The 19,133-nt window shown below is 59.6% G+C and carries 16 protein-coding genes, 2 tRNA genes and 1 pseudogene; 9 read left to right on the forward strand and 10 right to left on the reverse strand.

All coding sequences use genetic code 11. The features are described 5' to 3' along the window. Positions 1-11: 11 nt before the first annotated feature. The 3 genes from ulaA to QP971_RS04290 all read right to left on the reverse strand — a co-directional run bounded on the left by ulaA (position 12) and on the right by QP971_RS04290 (position 3,248). Complete coding sequence (gene ulaA, locus QP971_RS04280) at positions 12-1,589, reverse strand: PTS ascorbate transporter subunit IIC (protein ID WP_284810950.1); 1,578 nt, start codon at positions 1,587-1,589, stop codon at positions 12-14. Between the two features lie 11 nt (positions 1,590-1,600). Further along, positions 1,601-2,416 carry a PTS sugar transporter subunit IIAB gene (locus tag QP971_RS04285; RefSeq protein ID WP_284768432.1) on the reverse strand — a complete coding sequence of 272 codons (816 nt, stop codon included), beginning with the start codon at positions 2,414-2,416 and terminating at the stop codon, positions 1,601-1,603. A 172-nt stretch (positions 2,417-2,588) separates the two neighbouring features. Then, entirely contained in the window at positions 2,589-3,248 is a 660-nt protein-coding gene (locus tag QP971_RS04290) for a DUF5067 domain-containing protein (protein WP_284810951.1), read from the reverse strand. A 460-nt stretch (positions 3,249-3,708) separates the two neighbouring features. Between QP971_RS04290 and QP971_RS04295 the strand changes: the two genes are divergently transcribed. Both QP971_RS04295 and QP971_RS04300 read left to right on the forward strand, forming a co-directional pair. After that, a tRNA-Ile gene (locus QP971_RS04295) sits at positions 3,709-3,782 on the forward strand. Between the two features lie 114 nt (positions 3,783-3,896). Continuing rightward, positions 3,897-4,952 (forward strand): trimeric intracellular cation channel family protein, encoded by a 1,056-nt coding sequence (locus QP971_RS04300; protein ID WP_284768434.1) that lies wholly within the window; start codon positions 3,897-3,899, stop codon positions 4,950-4,952. A gap of 9 nt (positions 4,953-4,961) precedes the next feature. On the opposite strand, the gene QP971_RS04305 is transcribed toward QP971_RS04300, so the two are convergent. Continuing rightward, on the reverse strand, positions 4,962-5,483 hold the full coding sequence (locus QP971_RS04305; RefSeq protein ID WP_284768435.1) for a hypothetical protein: 522 nt from the start codon (positions 5,481-5,483) through the stop codon (positions 4,962-4,964). Positions 5,484-5,629: 146 nt separating this feature from the next. Between QP971_RS04305 and QP971_RS04310 the strand changes: the two genes are divergently transcribed. Beyond that, complete coding sequence (locus QP971_RS04310; RefSeq protein WP_284810952.1) at positions 5,630-7,240, forward strand: mechanosensitive ion channel family protein; 1,611 nt, start codon at positions 5,630-5,632, stop codon at positions 7,238-7,240. Between the two features lie 146 nt (positions 7,241-7,386). Next, on the forward strand, positions 7,387-8,475 hold the full coding sequence (locus QP971_RS04315) for an alkene reductase (protein WP_284810953.1): 1,089 nt from the start codon (positions 7,387-7,389) through the stop codon (positions 8,473-8,475). 149 nt (positions 8,476-8,624) lie between these two features. On the opposite strand, the gene QP971_RS04320 is transcribed toward QP971_RS04315, so the two are convergent. Next, entirely contained in the window at positions 8,625-10,304 is a 1,680-nt protein-coding gene (locus QP971_RS04320) for an alkaline phosphatase D family protein (RefSeq protein ID WP_284810954.1), read from the reverse strand. Between the two features lie 403 nt (positions 10,305-10,707). Between QP971_RS04320 and QP971_RS04325 the strand changes: the two genes are divergently transcribed. Then, positions 10,708-11,502 carry a serine hydrolase domain-containing protein gene (locus QP971_RS04325; protein WP_269953195.1) on the forward strand — a complete coding sequence of 265 codons (795 nt, stop codon included), beginning with the start codon at positions 10,708-10,710 and terminating at the stop codon, positions 11,500-11,502. 476 nt (positions 11,503-11,978) lie between these two features. After that, complete coding sequence (locus QP971_RS04330; RefSeq protein WP_239274625.1) at positions 11,979-12,392, forward strand: hypothetical protein; 414 nt, start codon at positions 11,979-11,981, stop codon at positions 12,390-12,392. Between the two features lie 69 nt (positions 12,393-12,461). On the opposite strand, the gene QP971_RS04335 is transcribed toward QP971_RS04330, so the two are convergent. After that, on the reverse strand, positions 12,462-13,247 hold the full coding sequence (locus QP971_RS04335) for an HAD-IIA family hydrolase (protein ID WP_049377740.1): 786 nt from the start codon (positions 13,245-13,247) through the stop codon (positions 12,462-12,464). After that, positions 13,244-13,537: an acyl carrier protein gene (locus tag QP971_RS04340; protein ID WP_284788867.1), complete on the reverse strand. Its 294-nt coding sequence runs from the start codon at positions 13,535-13,537 to the stop codon at positions 13,244-13,246. The genes QP971_RS04335 and QP971_RS04340 overlap by 4 nt, the downstream gene beginning before the upstream one ends. Positions 13,538-13,564: 27 nt before the next feature. On the opposite strand from QP971_RS04340, the gene QP971_RS04345 reads away from it, so the two are divergent. Then, positions 13,565-14,563 (forward strand): alpha/beta fold hydrolase, encoded by a 999-nt coding sequence (locus QP971_RS04345; protein WP_284810955.1) that lies wholly within the window; start codon positions 13,565-13,567, stop codon positions 14,561-14,563. Between the two features lie 112 nt (positions 14,564-14,675). Here QP971_RS04345 and aceE read toward each other — a convergent pair whose 3' ends face one another. Beyond that, positions 14,676-17,423 (reverse strand): pyruvate dehydrogenase (acetyl-transferring), homodimeric type, encoded by a 2,748-nt coding sequence (gene aceE, locus QP971_RS04350; protein WP_284788865.1) that lies wholly within the window; start codon positions 17,421-17,423, stop codon positions 14,676-14,678. A gap of 337 nt (positions 17,424-17,760) precedes the next feature. On the opposite strand from aceE, the gene QP971_RS04355 reads away from it, so the two are divergent. Together QP971_RS04355 and QP971_RS04360 are read left to right on the forward strand one after the other, a co-directional pair. Next, a complete protein-coding gene (locus tag QP971_RS04355) occupies positions 17,761-18,159 on the forward strand; it encodes a DUF3052 domain-containing protein (RefSeq protein ID WP_005324380.1) in 399 nt (132 codons plus the stop codon). Positions 18,160-18,227: 68 nt separating this feature from the next. After that, a tRNA-Val gene (locus tag QP971_RS04360) sits at positions 18,228-18,300 on the forward strand. Between the two features lie 71 nt (positions 18,301-18,371). Here QP971_RS04360 and QP971_RS11375 read toward each other — a convergent pair. Both QP971_RS11375 and QP971_RS04370 read right to left on the reverse strand, forming a co-directional pair. Next, positions 18,372-18,632, reverse strand: a pseudogene (locus QP971_RS11375) (IS481 family transposase); the annotation flags it as partial. A 23-nt stretch (positions 18,633-18,655) separates the two neighbouring features. Continuing rightward, a partial coding sequence (locus tag QP971_RS04370; RefSeq protein ID WP_284821736.1) for a DDE-type integrase/transposase/recombinase occupies positions 18,656-19,133 on the reverse strand: 478 nt, incomplete at its 5' end.

Consider the following 19,133-nt stretch of genomic DNA (forward strand, 5'->3'; position numbering starts at 1 on the left):
GAGGCGCGCGGCTAGTGATCCATGCAGGCGGGTGGAACTGGCGCACCTTCTGGCGGTAGCACCTTCGGGTACTTCTTGGCTGTTCCAGAAGAAGTAGCCGCGCCGGGTGCACCGCTGCTTGCGGTGGCATCGGCGTTGCTGGTGGGGGAGGGGCGGTGGGGAGTGGGGTCCCAGTGGGCGTCGACAAGCTTGCGTTGACACACCCAGCCCAGGGCCAAAATGGCCAGCGCGATAAGGGCAATGAAGACGAGGCCCAAGGCACCATCGGCGTGGATGGACCAGCCCAGCAGCAGGCCGAGCCAGCCAAAGTCAGCGTCACCAAAAGTGGTATTCGCGGAGCCGAAGGAACCAAGGACACCGAGAAGGAATGCCGGCAGGAAGGTAATAATGAGGCCATTAACAAAGGCGCCTAATGCGGCACCGCGCCGCCCACCGGTGGCATTGCCGTAAACGCCTGATGCGCCGCCGGTGAAGAAGTGCGGCACCAAACCAGGCAGAATCAGCGCAATGCCAAAGGCTGGATTGAGCCAGGTGGAAAGGACGGCAAGGCCGACAAGTCCGCCGAGGAAGGAGGAAATGAACCCAATGAGAACTGCGTTCTGAGCATAAGGGAAGACGATAGGCGCATCCAGTGCGGGGATCGCGCCGGGCACGACCTTGGCGGCGATGCCTTGGAATGCGGGTACGAGCTCGCCCAGGATAGTGCGGACACCAAAAAGGATGACGGCCACGGCTACGCCGAACTGGAGGCCTTGGGTGACGGACTGCATCAAGAAATTGCCCACATTGTTAGCACCATCCGGGAAAGCCGTAAAGGCTTCTTCAGTGCCGGCGCGAGCGATGAAGAGCACGGCGAGGACCACGTACATCAGTGCCATGGATAGCGCGGTTGCCACCATGGAATCGCGCAGGAAGCGCAGGCCTTCCGGGAGCTTTAGGTCCTCGGTCGAGGGGGACATCTTCTTGCCCTTGCCGCCTACTAGCTTGCCCACACCACCGGCGGCCAAGTACCCGGCCGTGCCGAAATGCCCGATGGCGACGGAGTCATCGCCGGTAATGCGGCGGGTAAATGGGTGGGCGATAGCCGGGAGCGAGACCATGAGGATGCCGAGCAGAGCCGCGCCAAAGGCGATGACGACCCAGGACGAGTACCCGGCAGGTGCGAGCACCATCGTGAGAAGTGTGGCCATAAAAAGGACGTGGTGACCGGTGAGGAACACGTAACTCATGGGCGTGAAGCGGGCGAGGAGCAGCGAGACCACAAAGCCGAGGATCATGATCCAGGCGACCTGGCTGCCGAACTGGTCTTGTGCAATGCCTACGATTGCCTCATTGGTTGGCACCACGCCTTGCGCGCCAGTAGCGCCCGTAATCATGGCGCCGAGCGGCTCGAGCGAATCGGTGACAAGGCCGGCGCCGGCACCGATGAGCAAGAAGCCAAGTGTGGCCTTGATAGCGCCGCCGATGGTTTTACCGGTGCCGCGTCCCATCGCGGCCAATCCGACCGCGGTGATGATACCAATGAGGAATGCCGGTACGGAGAGAATCTCATTAACCAGGAAATTTGCTATAGCAAGAAGAAAATCCATGAGGATGCTCCTTAGATGTCATAGAGCTCGCGCAGAGCCCCATCGATTTCAGACATAGAGGTGAAGTCTTTAATGACATGGACGGGAACGCCGACATCGCCAAGCGTTGCGGCAATTTCGCCGGAGGTGAGCAGAAAATCTGCCTCGCTCGCACGCCCCTTGGCGGAGATGGTGTCCGTGGCTTCTACATTCAGGTACGGTCCCCAGCCCCATTCGTCCAGGACCTGCTCGAGCGTGTTCTTAAGGAAGAGCGAAGTGCCCAGGCCATTGCCGCATACGGTGAGGATCTTTCCCTTGGACGCGACAGAATCTGCGGCCGTATGCTTTGCCTCTTGAGGCTCGGATGCTTGTTGGGGCTTGGCCGCCGGCTGCTTCTTGCTTTGCGTGGTTGCAGTGAGCACCGCCCGGAGTTCCTCTTCGGATTCCACCCGATCGAGCTCGTCACGCTTGGTAGCAAGCAGTTTTGCCAGTTGTTTCATCGCGTGCAAGTGCTCGGAGTCATTGCGCGCGGCAAACGCTACGACCAAGTCGACGGGATCGTTGGAATCGTGGCCGAATTTCACCGGCTCATCTAGGCGTACCCACGACAGCGATGTCTCTTTCACCGCCTCCGAGGGCCGTGCGTGTGCAAAGGCGAATCCCGGCGCAACCACGATATAGGGGCCCGTCTCCTCCACGGAGTGCACCATTGCTTCCGTGTAGTCTGCGGTGATCGTGTCTGCGTCTTCGAGCAACGATCCTGCAAGCCGGATAGCTACTCGCCAGTCCTTGGCAGTGCCGTGCAGTTCCACCGCGCCGGGCACCAAAAGGGAATCTAGTGTCGCCATATGTATCTCCCATCACAGAAGTAGTAACATCGGGGTCAATGTCACTGATGATTCTATGCTGTGGAGAAACCGGAGGTAAAAGCAGGGGTAACGTTTGCATAGACCTAGTTTCGAACCGCCTCGAGTTGAGTGGGATTAAGGCTGGGCAACCATTTCCACCTCGGAACTGGAGCTAGATGGAATGAGTGTCTTTCTCTTTTTTCTTGGGTAACTCCGGGCTCGAGTCTTCGTCCTTTGGCGCGGGATCCATCGGGGTAGACTCCTCCAGTTTGTAGGTCTGCGAGCCCACTTCTTCCTCGCCGTATTTTTCCCTGGCTACCAGTTCTACTGGAGTGGTGAGGTCATCAAGCTCGAAGGCGGCGGAACTCTTGACCGTGCCGCCCTTTTTGATCTTGTCCAACATGTTGTCAGTATCGATGTATTCGCTAAAACCGGTTTTGAGCTCATTGATGGAGTTCTCGTCGTTATCCTGGATTGCGGTGAACAGCGAGGAGAAATCCGCAGTGCGCAGCTCTTTGTCCGTCTTATTGGTCATCTCGTAGTCAAAGACGATGATGGGCTTATCGCCAATCCGGTTTCCAGGGGAGCCCGGATCGATAACGTGGTGTCCGGTGATCTTGACCGTAGCGGTGGGTAGCTCCAGAGTGTTGTCTTTGAAGGATCGGGTGGAATCGGTGTTTTGGAGCTCATTTTTGGTTTTGGGCTCGTCGCTAAATTTCTTTAACGCGACGTCTAGTGAGACATTGTCGGTATTGAATGTGAATTTGAGCTGATCGTCTTCGAGCTTGAAATCTAGGGTATCCGGCATCATGGCATCGGATACAGCGTCCACGCCACCGGCGTCTTTTTTTGGAGGCTACCGTTTCGCCCTTGGCGGCCTTGGCAGCATCAAAGGTTCCAATCCACAGTGGTTCATCATTGTCGGAGCCGTAATCCCACTCCACGGTGATGACCTCTTCGGTCACGCTAGCGGTAAAGGTGGATTTGTGGTCACCTTCGCCTATTTTTTGTTCCCACGTGCCAATGACATCCTTGGCGTCTTCGTTGGAGCTGGCATTGGAGTCTTGGCTGTTAGAGGAGTTCTCGTCGGAGTTAATGGAGGGGGACTGGTCCGAGTCGGCTGAGCAGGCGGACAAGGTCAGGGCAGCGGCGATAAGGAAAGGAACTGTGATGTGGCGCATAATTTACTTATACCGGACGGAGCTGCACTGCGCTGGACAAATTGGTCTTTGGCGCCGCATTGGCTACTCTTTTATAAGCGGATATTCACCCTTGTGGTGTGTGATCCGCGTGGGGCTATAGCTCAGTCGGTTAGAGCTACGGACTCATAATCCGTTGGTCGCGGGTTCGAGCCCCGCTGGCCCCACGGTGTAGGGGGGGGCAAGGAGGCGTCGGCAAGCAGTGCCGGCGCCTTTTGTGTTTATCTGCGCATATGGGTGTGCTGATTGCACAAGCGCGGGCGGTGAAGTCTAATAACCATATGGTTGAAGTAGATCCGCTCATTGAATCTCTCTACCGCTGGTCCGATATCAGTGGTGTGCTGCTGATGGGAATTATCGGTGGCACTATGGCGCGCAAGCGCGGCTACGATATCATCGGCTTTTTCTTCATTGCGATGTTTTCTTCCCTGGGCGGCGGTATGGTGCGCGATGTACTCATTAACCGCGGCACCGTTGCGGCAATGAGCCAGCCGGAGTACCTTTACCTGGCCTTTGCCGGTGCGCTCATTGCACGCTTTGTCTACTTCAAGGGCAAGACCTGGGATTATCTGCAGGCGCATGGCGACGCCGTCGTCTCCGGCCTGTGGGCCGCCACCGGCGCGGTGAAGGCCATTACCTACGGCCTGCCGCTTATTCCATGCATCATGATGGGCGTGTTTACCGCCACGGGCGGATCGATGATTCGTGACATCGTGATGGGGCGCGAGCCGAGCGTATTTGGTGATAACCAGCCGACGGTTATCCCGGCTGTTGCTTGCGCTGTCATCGTCTTGGTGGGCCACCACTTCGACATGATGGCGGTGGGCATGATCGTCGGGCCGCTAGTTTCTATCTTCTTGGCGCTGCTGGGCATCTGGGCCGGCTGGCGCGTGCCCGCCTACCAAGACTGGGCACCTATTAATGACACCGCCGCACAGGTTAAAGTGTTGGCCAAGAAAGCCGAAAATAAAAGCCGTGCAGTGGGCCGCCGCCTAGAGCCGCACCGCCTACGTTCTTGGCGCCACCGCCAGATGGAGGCCGCGCTGCAGCGCCGCATTGAAAAGGAAGTGCGATCCGGCAAGCGCCGCAAGGAGGCCGCTGCGGAGGCTAGCGAGTTTATGGAGTCCTTCGAATCCGATGTGGATCAGCTCAGCGCAGTGGTAGCAGAAAGTGATGACACGGACTTCGGCGTGGACCTCACCGGTGATTCCTACAATGAGGAGGAACAGGCCTCCCACGAGGAATCTCAACGCCTCCTTGATGCCATTTTGGAAGATGACAAGCTTACTGATGAACTCATTGATCGCCTCATGAAGCGCTATGACTCCCGCGACTAGGAGATAGGCTTAGCGCCCAACCGCACCGCAAAGCTGCGGGTCCGTGATATAGCCTTGCTCGCAGCCATATTGGGTCTGGATTTCTCCGGAGCTCTTATTCCGGTTGCCATTGGCATCGTTGCCATAGCCGCACAGGTAGGCCGGGCACTCTGCACTCGGCCCATTGGGCGCTTGTACTGGCGGTTGAGCGTTTGATTCCTTGCATAACGCGGCAAACTCCACCCAGGTGCCGTCCGCGCATTGGTACTGCGCGGTGTTTTCCTGTTGCTGGTTTTCGGTAGCCGGTTGCACGGCTTCCTGATTTTCGGTTTGCGGTTCGGCGTGCTGCGCGGCCTCTGTAGTTGCTACTTCCGTGGTCACTTCTTCTGTGGATGTTTCCTCGGTGCTGGATTCTGTAGAGCTCGTCTCGGAGGCCGTTTCCGTAACGGTTTCTTTGACCGTGGAAATGGTGGTGGCGGTCTCGTCGCTGCCGCTGCAACCGGTGGCAAAAAGAGCTAGGGCGAAGAAGGGAATAAGGAATGATTTCTTCATGCCCCACACAGTAGACAAACAAGGCGGCCGATGCACGAGTTTGTGCAGGGCATAGGGGAGTAGTGGCTGTGCTAGGGGGAGTGTTTGCTCGGTTGCTGGCAGCAAACTGGCACCCAGTTTTCAGGCGCGCGCCCTACTCTAGAGACATGAATCTGAAGTATTACTCCTACGAGCTGTGGAGCCTCTTCGTCGACCACGGCTTACCGCTTATCGCGCTGCTGCTGATCGGTATTTTGATACCGCGCATCGGCAGGCTGGCAATCCGCATCATGGAGCGCCGCCTCGATGAAGAGGAAGAAGCCACCAAGGCCCGTCTAGCGCTTACCGGTGCGCTGGTCTACATCGTGCAGGCGGTCGCGTACTTCCTCATCATTTGGGCTGCCCTGACCAATATCGGTGTACCCGCGGTAGGCGCGGCGGTGCCGGCGACGATAGTTTCGGCCGCCGTCGGCTTTGGTGCCCAGTCCATCATCGCGGACTTTCTCTCTGGCTTTTTCATCCTTTCGGAAAAACAATTTGGTGTGGGCGATTACGTCAGCTTTGATGGCGTGACCGATGTGGAAGGCACCGTGGTGATGCTGACCTTGCGTACCACCAAGGTGCGCACTCCCACTGGCGAGCTCGTCACCGTGCCCAATAGCTCGGCCGGCGCGGTGACCAACTATTCCCAGGAATGGTCGCGCGCCGTGGTCAACTTTGACGTGCCGGTGCAAGAGGGCGAGACCCTGCCAGAAATTACCCGCCGCGTGCGCACCATCTCCGAGCAGGCGATTCGAGAGCCGTCCATCGCCGTGGATGTCAACGGCGAGTTGGAGGTGCTGCCAGCCACCCAGTTGGTTGCCCCGCAGGCCGCCGGCCAATCCTGGCACGTGACCTACCGCGTGCTGGTCACCGTTAACCCGGCCCGCCAGTGGGCGGTGGAGCGTGCCATCCGCTCCGCGTTGTTGTCGGAATTCTGGGACCACTACAACGTGGCCGATCTCGATGAACTGCAGCGCCCGCTGACGTCATCGCAGGGAATTACCGCGGCTCAGGAATCCGTCAAGGATGCTTCCACCGCAGGGGAGGGCTCCCACCCAGAGACGAAGGTGGAGCGCAGTGCCGACACCGAGGGCGCTGAGGTGGATGGCCCGGATAGCGATGGCCCTGGAAAACCCGCACTGCCTGATGCGGATGACCAAGAATCAGAGTCCTCCCAGGGCATCTGGCGTGGCGTGGAGACCAATAGCAAGTTTCAAAAGATCGCCACCTTTGGTGGCCGAGTCCGCGCATCTACCACGGGCCTTATCCTCGCGCTTCTTGTTGTCGGTGCTTTGACCCTGGCCTCGAGCAACCCGGATGATGCCGACGCTGGCTGGCTCTCGCCCGAGCATTGGCGCAATAGCGGCAAGGAAACCTCCTCCTCGCAGCCTGCCGAAGCCCCCTCAACCGAACCCACCCCTGAAATCACCGAATCCGGCACACAGAGCGAGCCGAGTGAGGAGGGCGCTGCTCCTTCTGCGGCCACCAACCCACAGGGCACTAATGATGCTGGCACGACTGATACGCCTGCCGGCGACAGGCAGGGACCGGGCGCTACTGGTAATGGCTCCCCGGCCCAGAGCGCAGCCACCGGTGCAGACAACGCGGGGACAGATTCCGGGAACGGGACCGGCGCCGGCACTGCGCCCGCTGCGGGAGGCGATGCTGGCGACGGCGCCCAAGTTTCGGGAACCGCCGGTAGTACGGGCACAGAGATTCTGGTTGAGCCGCGTTAATAGGCCGTGCCCTCTATCTCGACCACTGCTCCCTATTGTGGTTGGCAAAGCCGGCATAAACGCTCATGTCATCGCCATTGACGTGCAGGAATGATTTTGTGTGGCAAAGATGAAATAGTGCGCTTCGGCCGCGCGTTGCACTGAGCATGACTTCACTTTTCGAACCACTGGAACTCGGCCGATACACGTTAGACAATCGCGTGACCATGGCGGCGCTGACCCGCCAGCGCGCAGGTGAAAGTGGTGTCCCTACCGAGCTGCACCAGAAGTACTACTCGCAGCGTGCCACGGCCGGGCTGGTGGTCACGGAGGGAACCTTCCCGGCATGGACCAACCGTGCGTTCCCAGGGCAGGCAGGCATTGCCACCGAGGAGCAGGCAGAAGGCTGGCGCGCCGTCGCAGACCGCGTGCACGAGGAAGGCGGCACCCTGTTCATGCAGATCATGCACGGTGGCCGCACTAGTCACCCGGACCTGATTGACGGTGCGAACCCGGAGGCGCCGAGCGCCTTCGATTGGGGCGGAACCGTGCGCGGTTTTTCCGGCAAAATGGATGCGCCGGTTCCGCGCGAGCTGAAGAAGGAAGAGCTGCCGCGCATCGTGGACGAATTCCGCCAGGGCGCACGCCGGGCTATTGACGCCGGCGTCGACGGCGTGGAAATCCACAACGCGAATGGCTACCTGCTGCATGAGTTTATGGCGGCTTCGTCCAATAAGCGCGAGGATGAATTCGGCGGCAGCCCGGAAAATCGCTGGCGCCTGCCGGAAATGGTCATCCGCGCCGTGGCGGAGGAAATCGGCGCCGACCGCGTGGGCGTGCGATTCTCCCCGGCGCACAATGTGCAGGGTGTTATTGAAGACGATCAGGAAGATATGCTGGCCACCTACGGTGGTCTGCTCGATGCCCTGGCGCCGCTGAACCTGGCTTATGTGTCCCTGCTACACAGCGAGCCGGAAAGCGAGCTTATCGCCACACTGGCGCAAAAGGCCCGCGCAAATGGCGTGACCAAGGTGCTGATGAATGATGGCTTCCCCACGGTGACTTCTAAAGAAGATGCCCAGCGCGAAATCGAGCTGGATTACGTGGACGCCGCAGTGGTGGGCCGCCAGCTCATCGCGAACCCGGACCTGGTGCGCCGCTGGCGCGAGGGCCTCGAGCTCAACGAGCCGGACCAGGATACGTTCTACCTGGGCGGCGAGCGCGGCTACATCGACTATGAGTATGCCGCGGACTAGGGAAGAATCCGCGGCACCAAAGGGGGCCCGAAAGGCGGGCGAGTGATAGGTAGTGAAATTCCCCAGAGAGAGGGTATTTCACTATTACTATCGAAGGTGTACTACTCGTTCGTTAACACCGAGTTCCTGTCATGTGACAGAACTTACAACTACGTGGTGTAGCCCTCGCCCGGGCGCCAGGTCATGGTCAGGGCCTCGCGTACTGGGGACTTGACGGTGAGCAGGTTATCCACGCGCAACCAGTGCATTTCCGCCGAATCCGGGCGCACGGTGACATAGCTGTAGCCGTGGTGGTCCAGATCCACGTGGCGGGTGTGCGGGTTGGCGCCCATCAAGTAGCGCTGGGCCAGCTTGGAAAGCTCATTGCCTTCCGGAAGTTTCAGCTGCTCGTTCACATTTGGCGCAGACACGGAGGCGCAGACCATCTCGGCGCCAAAGATGCGGCCATCCTTGCTGATATTATGCGCCCACTCGGAGTGGATATCGCCGGTGACAAAGAGGGTGTGGGAGTCGTGCTTAGAGAGGGCGTCGATAAGCAAGCGGCGCTCCGCTGAGTAGCCATCCCACTGGTCGCCGTTGACCGGAATGCCGGTGATATTAGAAGACAGCGAGGAAGAAACCGGCGCGGTCCTGTCATCCTTTTGCAGGTTAGCCAGGTTCATGGGGGAGAACATGACGGAATTGCCCAGCATATTCCACTTGGCAGAAGAGGTCTCAATCTTATTGAGCAGCCAGTTGTACTGCTCGGAGCCGAGCATCGTGCGGCCTTCGGCGGCCATCTTGCGCGGGCCAAAGCGCACCTGCTCATCGCGGTAGGTACGCAGGTCCATCATGGTCAGCTCCACCAGGTCACCGAAGGTCAGGCTGCGGTAGAGGTGGCCCTGCTCCGACGGGTTGGTCGCGCGCACCGGCATCCACTCAAAGTAGGCCTGCATTGCTGCCTTGCGGCGGTCGAGGAAGGTGCCCTCCTTGCCCTCGGTATGGTTTTCAGCGCCCTCGCGCCAGTTATCGTTGGCCACCTCGTGGTCATCCCACACCACCACCCACGGCAGCGCACCGTGTGCGGCCTGCAGGTTCTCATCGGTGCGGTAACGGCCGAAGCGGATGCGGTAATCCTCCAGCGAGATAATCTCGTGCGCCGGGTGGTGCAGGCGCACCGGGCCATAGCCGGCGTACTCACGCTGCGGATACTCGTAGATATAGTCGCCCAAGAAAATCATGTAATCCAGCTGGTCCGCGCGGCCGCGCTGGGCAATATCGCCATAGGCATTGAAGAATCCGGACTCCCAATTGGCGCAGCTAGCCACGCCAAAGGTCAGCTCCTCCGGGGAGGCGCTCAGCGCCGGGGCGGTCTTGGTGCGACCAATGGGCGAGTACTTATCCTGCGCCTTAAAGCGGAAGAAGTACACGGTCTCCGGCTCCAAGCCGTGCGGGTCCACGTGCACGGTGTGGTCCTGGCTGACATCGGTGGTCACTTCGCCCCGCTTGACGACGTCCCCAAAGCCCTCATCCTTGGCAATTTCCCACTCCACCCGGGTGGCCTCGCCCAGGCCGGATCCCGGCATGGCATCGTCCTCCGGGGTCACGCGGGTCCACAGGATGACCGAATCCGGGATCGGGTCACCCGAGGCAACTCCGTGGAGGAAGGGTCGCTCGCCCAGCTTGGGCTCCACCATGTGCTGCTTCACGCGCGGGGACAGGCTGCTTTGGGCGTTGGCGGTATTCGCGGCGGCAGTGGACAAAGCGATAGCGGCGCCGGCGGTGCCGGTGGTCTGCAGGAAGCGGCGGCGATTAACTGCGCTGCCCGTGTTCTTAGAATCATTAGACATGGTTGAAAGTTTTCTCATGTCTAATGGGTGTGCAACCGTTTCCTGCCCGATTCCATAAAATGTTCTTGTTGTTTTAACCGGTGGTTTACTTGGGCGGCCGCCTGTGGGCCTGACGAGTTTGGCGGTTGGGTGGTTTCGAGGGGGCTTTCGCCGGCTTCTGTGGCTTAGGGCCAGTCTGATCGGGCTGAATTGAGGTCTTTAGGGCTGAATTGAGGGGTACATTCGCTCAGATCGGCCCGATCACCTTGGACCTAAGGTGTGCGGGACCCAGTAGACCTAAGGTATGTGGGATTCGTGAACCCAAGGCGTACGCAGGCCCAGTAGGCCAAAGGAGTGACCGGTTCGAAAAGGCGCGCCCAAAGCGGTCCAGTCCTTCCGAATGCGGCTCAGTAGGCTGGAGGATATGAGTGAATTTAGCCAAATTAGCCAGTGGCCCGCGGATACCGTGGCCGGAGCCTTGCTGCACCGCGGCGAGGTGCAAGAAACGGTGGGGGATACCGCCCGTGAGTTACCGGTGGCATCGGTGACCAAGCTGGTTGCGGCCTACGGTGTGATGCTGGCCGTGGAAGAAGGCGCGGTGGAATTGGAGCAGCCGGCCGGTCCGGAGGGCTCCACTCTCGAGCACCTGCTTGCCCACGCCTCTGGCATTTCCTTTGACTCCCGGGAGCCGCAGAAGCCAGTGGGCGAGCGCCGCATCTATTCCTCGGCCGGTTATGAGTGGGCCGCGGATACCGTGGCCGAAGCTACGGGCATGGACTTTGCCGAGTACCTGCGCGAAGGCATATTGACCCCGCTGGGCATGAAGTCCACCCGGCTCGAAGGCTCGGCCGGCCATGGCCTGGTTTCCACAGTGGAGGACCTCGCGGCCTTTGCCGCGGAAGTTCAGGACCCACAACTCCTGCACCCCTCCACCGTGGCCGACATGCGCCGCGTTCACTTCAATGGATTGCGCGGCATTGTTCCGGGCTACGGCAGCTTCAAAGACTGCACCTGGGGCCTGGGCTTTGAAATCCGCGGCGATAAGGAACACTGGATGGGCTCCTTGCCTGCCGACGCCGTCGGTCACTTCGGCATGTCCGGCACCTACCTCTGGGTCGCCGGCGACTATGCCATGGTTGCGCTCACAAACCGCGACTTTGGTGAGTGGTGCAAGCCGCTCTGGCACGATACAAACACCGCCATCTGGAATTCTTTGTAATCTGCCAGCTGTGACGGAGCGAGCGCCTTCTACTGGGAGAAGTGGCGCGGTGGAAGGCTCCCCCCGTGGGGCGGTGAGAAGCCGGGGAATTTCGTGCGAAAGGGGGCCATCTTGCGTGGGAAACTGGCATGAGCGCATGGGCGGCTGTTGCGTGAGGGCCTAGTTGGGCTTTCCGGTGCGTGAGCAGGGCTTCTGTCATCTGCCGTCAAGGAGAGCGGGAATTTTCTCAACAAACTCCAAATTTCACATTTGTAACACTGGTTTCACCTGCAACTTTAGCCCCAGTCTGTACCTAGGGTTGAGGTTTAGCGAATGGGGGTTGAAGTGAAAGTTGAGGGTTGTAGGGAGGGGTGTGACGCAGGAAAATTAGGAGCAGACGCATCAGACAGTTCGTTGGGGAAGACGAAGCTCGTCTTGCATCGCGCCGGGCCGGCAGGCCTCGTGCGGTGGTGATCTATGTCGAGGGAGAATCGGCTATGAATACGTGCGTTAACCCTGCGCCGGTTGAACAGCCGGCCTCCACCTCCACGTGGCCCTCCGTCAACGGTGGCGCCACCGTGGTCACCGGTGTGCTCAAGATTTCCGGGATGCCGCGCACGCTGCGCTCGGAGATTGAACACGCCATGGATCGGTGCATCCGTACCGAGTCGGAATTTATCATTCCGGGCGATGACCCACTGACCGCTCAGTGGTGCACTCGTTGGTTCCGGGATGGGCTTTCCGTCGCGGCGCTTGCCCAAGGCGGCAGCGCCTGCGCCAACGCAGGCAGCGGTATCGGCTGCCACCAGGTGCTTACTGGCACCCGCGAGGAGCTGGACGCGCTTGACTGCGTCGTGCGCTATCTCGCGCAGCGCCACGGTTTTACTGCTGCCGTGCGCCTGCCACAATAAGCGCTCAAAGGGGCTGGCCAGCCTAAGCTGGGTCAGCCCCTTTGAGCTGCGGTGAGCATGCAGCGCGGCTTAGTTATCCTCTGCGAACGGATCGAGGATCTTATCGGGCAGTTCGGCCACGGATTTCAGCACGGCAGAAGGGCGGTACGGGTAGCGGGAAATTTCTCGGTCATCGGAGATACCGGAGCGCACCAATACCGTGCGCATACCGGCCTCAAGGCCCGCCTTCACGTCGGTATCCATGCGGTCACCAATCATGACCGTGTGCTCCGAATGAGCACCAATATGATTGAGCGCCGAGCGCATCATGACTGGATTGGGCTTGCCCACGTAATAAGGCTCGCGGTTGGTGGCGGCGGTAATCAGCGCGGCCACGGCGCCGGTGGCCGGCAGTACACCCTCAGGAGCCGGGCCGGTGACATCCGGGTTGGTGGCGATAAAACGTGCGCCATTGCGAATGAGATTGATGGCGTTGGTGATGGCTTCAAAGGAATAAGTGCGGGTTTCACCAAGCACCACGAAATCTGGGTCATCGTTGGTGAGGATCCAACCTGCCTCGTGCATGGCGGTGGTCAGGCCGGATTCGCCCACAACGTAGGCCTTGCTGGAGCTTACCTGGCTGGAAAGAAAGTTCGCGGTAGCGGTAGCGGAGGTCCAGATGCGCTCAGCGGGAATGTCTAGACCAGTATTGCGCAGGCGTGCAGATAGGTCCCGCGGGGTAGACATGGAGTTATTGGTCAGCACCATGTACTCGATGTCATTGTCTTTAAGTGCCTGGATAAATTTATCGGCGCCAGGGATCATCTCACCTTCTTTGATGAGCACGCCGTCCATATCGGATAGATAAGAAATCATTGGTTATCCTCCACATATTCGGCGATATCGCCGATGGTTTCGCAGTTGAGCATCGTTTCCTCAGAAAAGCGCACCTGGAAGGCTTCTTCCGCGCGCACGGTCAGCTCCACTAGATCTAGCGATTCGACGCCAATATCCTTCAGCCGCGTATCCCGGCTCAGATCTTCCTCGGTCCCGGTGACCTTGTGGATGAGTGCGATGAGCTGGTCGAGAGTATCTCGCTCCGGCTCCTTGTCCGGCGCACTCGCATTGAATTTTGCCTGCAATTGGGCACTGAGGTCGTTTGCCATGCCCACCAGTCTAGTATTGATTGCGTTATGGCATTGAGAAAACGTTCTTCCGTTGTGGCGCGTAGTTGGCTCAAGCGCCTGCGCCCCTCGCACCGCGCCGAGCTAGAAAAGCTCTATGGCGGATTGCATGATCCCTCTACCGAGCCGGGGCTTACCCACATCAGCGCGTCCGGCACCGTGGACCACGATGGCCTAGACATTGCCTGGTATGAAGTTGGCCAGGAGGACGCCCCGGTGACGGTGGTCTTCATCCACGGCTATTGCCTGTCCTCAGAAGCCTATTATGACCAGGCCAATTACCTGCGTGGCCGCAATGTGCGCGCACTCTTGGTGGACCTGCGTGGGCATGGGCAGTCCTCCACGGTCGACCCGGAAGAGTGCACCGTTGACGCGGCTGCCGACGACGTCCTAGCCGTCATCCGCGAGCGCGCTCCCCGCGGCGACTTGGTCATCGTGGGCCATTCCCTGGGAGGCATGGTTGCCTTGAATCTTATCCGCCGTGCGCCGACCGAGGTTTATGGGCGTATCAAGGGCGCGTTGCTGATTTCTACCTCTATGCGCCGCTTTGCGGCCAAGGGCGTGGCCCAGATTTTGCAGTCCAAGTCCCTGCACGCGCTCTACCGCCTGTGCCTGCGCTTGCCCGGCCGCGTCGATAGCGCCCGCTTTGAAGTTGCTCGCTTTATCGCCCCGCTTTTTGCCGTGACCTTGGCCGGCTTTCCCCAGATGGAGAAGTTGCAGTTCCACGTTGCCATGCTTCTCGATACCCCCTTGGCCTCCTATTCCGGTTTCTTCGACGATCTTCTGGAACATTCCGAATACGGCGCCGCCGAAAGGCTAGCGAAGCTCCACGGCGAGGTAGTGGTGGGCACCGCCGATATTGTCACCCCGCGGTCGCAATCCGAAGTCCTGTGTGAGAATTGGCCCGCCGCGAGCCTGCAGACAGTGGAAGGCTCAGGACACATGGTGATTCTCGAAGATCCTGAGGCTATCTCCACGGCCCTCGGCCGCGTCCTCGACGCGATTTAAGCTGGCCAGCCCCAGAGCCTTTCTTAGGGCACGCAAAAGGCGCCGCGGCGGGAAGCCGGCGGCGCCTTACTTGCAACGCAGTGGTGCGGGTCTAGCCCGCACCAATACAGGGTTAGTCCTCGATGTGGGTGGTAGCGGTCGGATCATCCAGCTTGAGATCCTTGGCTGCCTTCTCCACAACGGAGCGCTCAATCTTGCCCTCGCGAGCTAGGCCGTCGAGTACGGCGACGACGATCGACTCGGCATCGATGTTGAAGTAGCGGCGTGCGCCTTCGCGAGTATCAGAGAAGCCGAAGCCATCCGCCCCCAAGGTGATGTAGGTACCTGGGACGTATGGGCGGATCTGCTCCTGCAGCTCGGTGGTGAAGTCAGAGACGCCAACGAACGGACCCTCGTAGCCCTTGAGCTGGGAGGTAGCAAATGCCTCGGTCGGCTCCTCACCCTTGCGCAGGGCCTCCTTATTGCGGCGGGCACCGTCGCGGGCCAGCTCGTTCCAGGAGGTGACGGAGAAGATGGAGGCCTTGACATCGAAGTCGTCGGCAAGCAGCTGCTGCGCGCGCAGCGCCTCGTGCACGCCCACGCCGGAAGCCAAGATATTGGCAGCAATAGAGCCGCCCTCAGCGGTGTTGAAGTGGTAGATGCCCTTGTGCAGGCCCTCCACGTCCAGATCCTCCGGCTCGGCCGGCTGGTGCACCGGCTCGTTGTAGACGGTGAGGTAGTACATGATGGCCTCGTTGTCCTCGCCGTACATGCGCTCAATGCCGCGGGTGACCAAGTGGGCAACCTCGTAGCCGAAGGCCGGGTCATAGGAAACTACAGCCGGGTTGGTAGCGGCCAGGACAGGGGAGTGGCCGTCCATGTGCTGCAGGCCCTCGCCGGTCAAGGTGGTGCGGCCGGCAGTAGCGCCGATAATGAAGCCGCGGCCCATCTGGTCACCAGCTGCCCAGAAGGCATCGCCGGTGCGCTGGAAGCCGAACATCGAGTAGAAGATGTACAGCGGAATCATGGCTTCGCCCTGGGTGGCGTAGGACGTAGCTGCCGCGGTGAAGGAGGCGGCGGCACCGGCCTCAGAAATGCCCTCGTGCATGATCTGGCCGTCGGTAGCCTCGCGGTAAGAAAGCATCAAGTCGTGGTCAACCGGCACATAGTTCTGTCCGCGTGGGTTCCAGATCTTCATGGTGGGGAACCAGGAGTCCATACCAAAGGTGCGGGCCTCGTCCGGAATGATTGGCACAACGCGCTTGCCCAGCTCCTTGTTGCGCATGATCTCCTTAAAGGTGCGCACCAAGGCCATGGTGGTAGCTACTTCCTGCTTGCCAGAACCCTTGCGCACGGAGCGCAGTTTATCCAGTGCCGGCGCCTCAAGCGGGGTGAAGCCCTCACGGCGCTCCGGCAGGAAGCCACCGAGCTCTTTACGACGCTCCAGCATGTACTTGATTTCCGGGGAGTCCTTGCCCGGGTGGTAGTACGGCGGCAGGTACGGATCCTTTTCCAGCTCCGCATCGGAGAATGGAATCTCCTGCTTATCGCGGAAGCGCTTCAGATCATCCAGGGTCAGCTTCTTCATCTGGTGGGTAGCGTTGCGGCCCTCGAAGTTGTGGCCCAGACCGTAGCCCTTAATGGTGTGTGCCAAGATGACGGTTGGCTTGCCGGTGCCCTTGTTCTCCAGCGCGCGGGCGTAGGCGGCGTAGACCTTGCGGTAATCGTGGCCGCCGCGGCGCAGTGCCCAAATCTCATCATCGGACATGTCCTCTACCAGCTTGGCAGTGCGCTCATCGCGGCCGAAGAAGTGCTCGCGCACATAGGCTCCATCGTTCGCCTTGAAGGTCTGGTAGTCACCATCGGAGGTGGTATTCATGACGTTGACCAGAGCGCCCTCGGTGTCCTTTTCCAGCAGCTTATCCCAGCCGCGGCCCCAAATAACCTTGATGACCTCCCAGCCGGCGCCGCGGAAGAAGGACTCCAGCTCCTGGATGATCTGGGTATTGCCGCGAACCGGGCCGTCAAGGCGCTGCAGGTTGCAGTTGACCACGAAGGTGAGGTTATCCAGCTCGTAGAGGGATGCAATCTGCAGCAGGCCGCGGGATTCTGGCTCGTCCATTTCGCCATCGCCCAAGAAAGCCCATACGTGCTGCTTGGAGGTGTCCTTGATACCGCGGGTCTCCAGATACTTATTAAAGCGTGCCTGGTAGATAGCGTTAATCGGGCCCAAGCCCATGGACACGGTGGGGAATTCCCAGAACCATGGCATCAGGCGCGGGTGCGGGTAGGACGGCAGGCCTTCGCCCTCACCGCGGGAGACCTCCTGGCGGAAGCTGTCCAGATCCTTTTCAGTCAGGCGGCCTTCCATGTATGCGCGCGCGTACATGCCTGGGGAAGCGTGGCCCTGGAAGAAGACCTGGTCGCCGCCGGAAGGATCATCCTTGCCCTTGAAGAAGTGGTTCAGGCCGACCTCATACAGCGGGGCAGCGCCTGCGTAGGTGGAGATGTGTCCGCCCACGCCAATGCCCGGACGCTGTGCGCGGTGCACCATGATGGCTGCGTTCCAGCGAATCCAGCGGCGGTAGCGCTTTTCCAGTTCCTCATCACCTGGGAACTCCGGCTCCATGGTGGTGGGGATGGTGTTGACGAAGTCCGTAGACGTCAGCGATGGCACCTCAACGCGCTTCGCGGTAGCGCGCTCGAGCAGGCGCAGCATCAAGTAGCGTGCGCGCTCCGGATCGGAGTGGTCCAGCAGACCATCGAGGGAGTCCATCCACTCGCGGGTCTCTTCTGGATCATTATCGTGAAGATACGATGCAACGCCGTCGCGGATGAGGGGGAAGTTGGAGTCGCCCTGGTGGGCGTCCTTCTCGGCCATTTAAACCTCCTATTTAAGGGTCTGCACAGTTTGCTTACTAGGATACGCGCTCACAGATCCACAGTCGTTGTGAAGTCCGACTTAAAGGGACGTGCGGTACGTTACATCGCCATAACCAGTATCTTTGTAAATTTCGGTGGGGTAAAAGAGGGTAGTTTGCTAACTCTGTGGAGCCAGCTGCGCTGGCGGAAGGGCCTGCAAAATGGGGGAATTGTGACCCTTAGGCGGGTAAAGGGGGCCCGTGGGCGTTAAAATACTTCTATTAAGCCGCGATTTACCCGCAGGATGTGGGCAATACGCGGACCAGACATTCACTAAATTAGGAAGGAAATGCATAGTGGCTGACGCTGCAGTCAAGCTCGGAATCAAGGAAGGGCAAATCGCCCTGGAGCTTGGTTGGGACGAGGATTGCGATACCGCGATCTCTGAATCGATCGAGGCCGTGCTCGGCGATGACTTCTTGGAAGAAGAGAATGACGAGCTGTGCGATGTAGTTCTTCTTTGGTGGCGCGAAGAAGATGGCGACCTTGTGGATGGACTGGTGGACGCGAGCCGCCCGCTGGCCGATAACGGCGCAGTCTGGCTGCTTACCCCGGGTGCCGGCAAGCCGGGAACCGTAGAGCCTGGGCTCATCTCTGAGTCCGCTCAGCTGGCAGGCCTAGTGCAGACCAAGGCGGAGCGCCTAGGCGAGTGGCAGGGCTCTTGCTTGGTGCAGCGCGGCTACACCAAGAAGTAGGGCACTACCTGCCGATTTGTGTTGCTTTAGCAACCTGCGCTACTGTTTCTTACAGCGCAAGAGCGCATGCGGCTTTAGCTCAGCTGGAAGAGCAATTGGTTTACACCCAATAGGTCGGGGGTTCGATCCCCTCAGGCCGCACAATGTGAAGTCTCGAGACATCGTTCCTATTTCGATGTTTCGAGACTTTCTTCGTTTTGGGGGTTCGTTTTCTAGATTTCGCCGAGTTGGTTGCGGTGGTATTTTTTGGTTTTGTCTAGGTGGTATCGGCCCCAGATTTCGCCTGTGTGGGGGTTAACGGCGGTGATGTCGTTGTTGATGCAGATGAGCATGATTTCTTTGGTGCGGTGTTTTCTTCCGACGTAGAGTTTGCGCATCATGCCGGCCCAGCGGAGGGTTACTTTTCCGTCGTTGTCGACTTTGTCTCGGCGTAGGCGGTTGTCGGTGCCGATGGGGATGGGCCTGGCCCCCGGAAAGTAGACACGTCGGGGGTTAGCTATGCTGCTTGGGTCAGTGTAGCTGATGTGAGTGCTTCGAAGGTATCGGGGGCTAGAAGGTCGCACCAGGAGTGCCGTCTGCGCGTGTTGTAGCGCATGCACCATCGAAAGACTTCCTGGCGGCAGCTGATTGGACTTTCAAAGAGTTTCCTATCACGCAGTACTTCACGCTTTAAGGTGGCGTTAAAGGATTCTGCTAGGGCATTATCGGCACTCGTTCCCACTGCTCCCATGGATTGGCGCACACCAAGCTGGGCGCAGTGGTCCCTAAATGCCTGTGAGGTGTACACACTGCCATGATCAGAATGGAAAATTACCCCTTTAAGGCTTCCGCGGACCTTTCTGGCATGAGACAAAGCTTCGATAACCAGCGATACCCGCATGTGATCGGCGAGTGCATGACCGACAAGTTTGCGAGAGTAGACGTCGATGACCGTGGCCAGGTACATGTTTTTGCCACCCTTACACGGCAGGTAC

Origin of the sequence: Corynebacterium marquesiae, from assembly GCF_030229635.1 — a bacterium.
In the GTDB taxonomy this organism is placed as follows: Bacteria; Actinomycetota; Actinomycetes; order Mycobacteriales; family Mycobacteriaceae; genus Corynebacterium; species Corynebacterium marquesiae.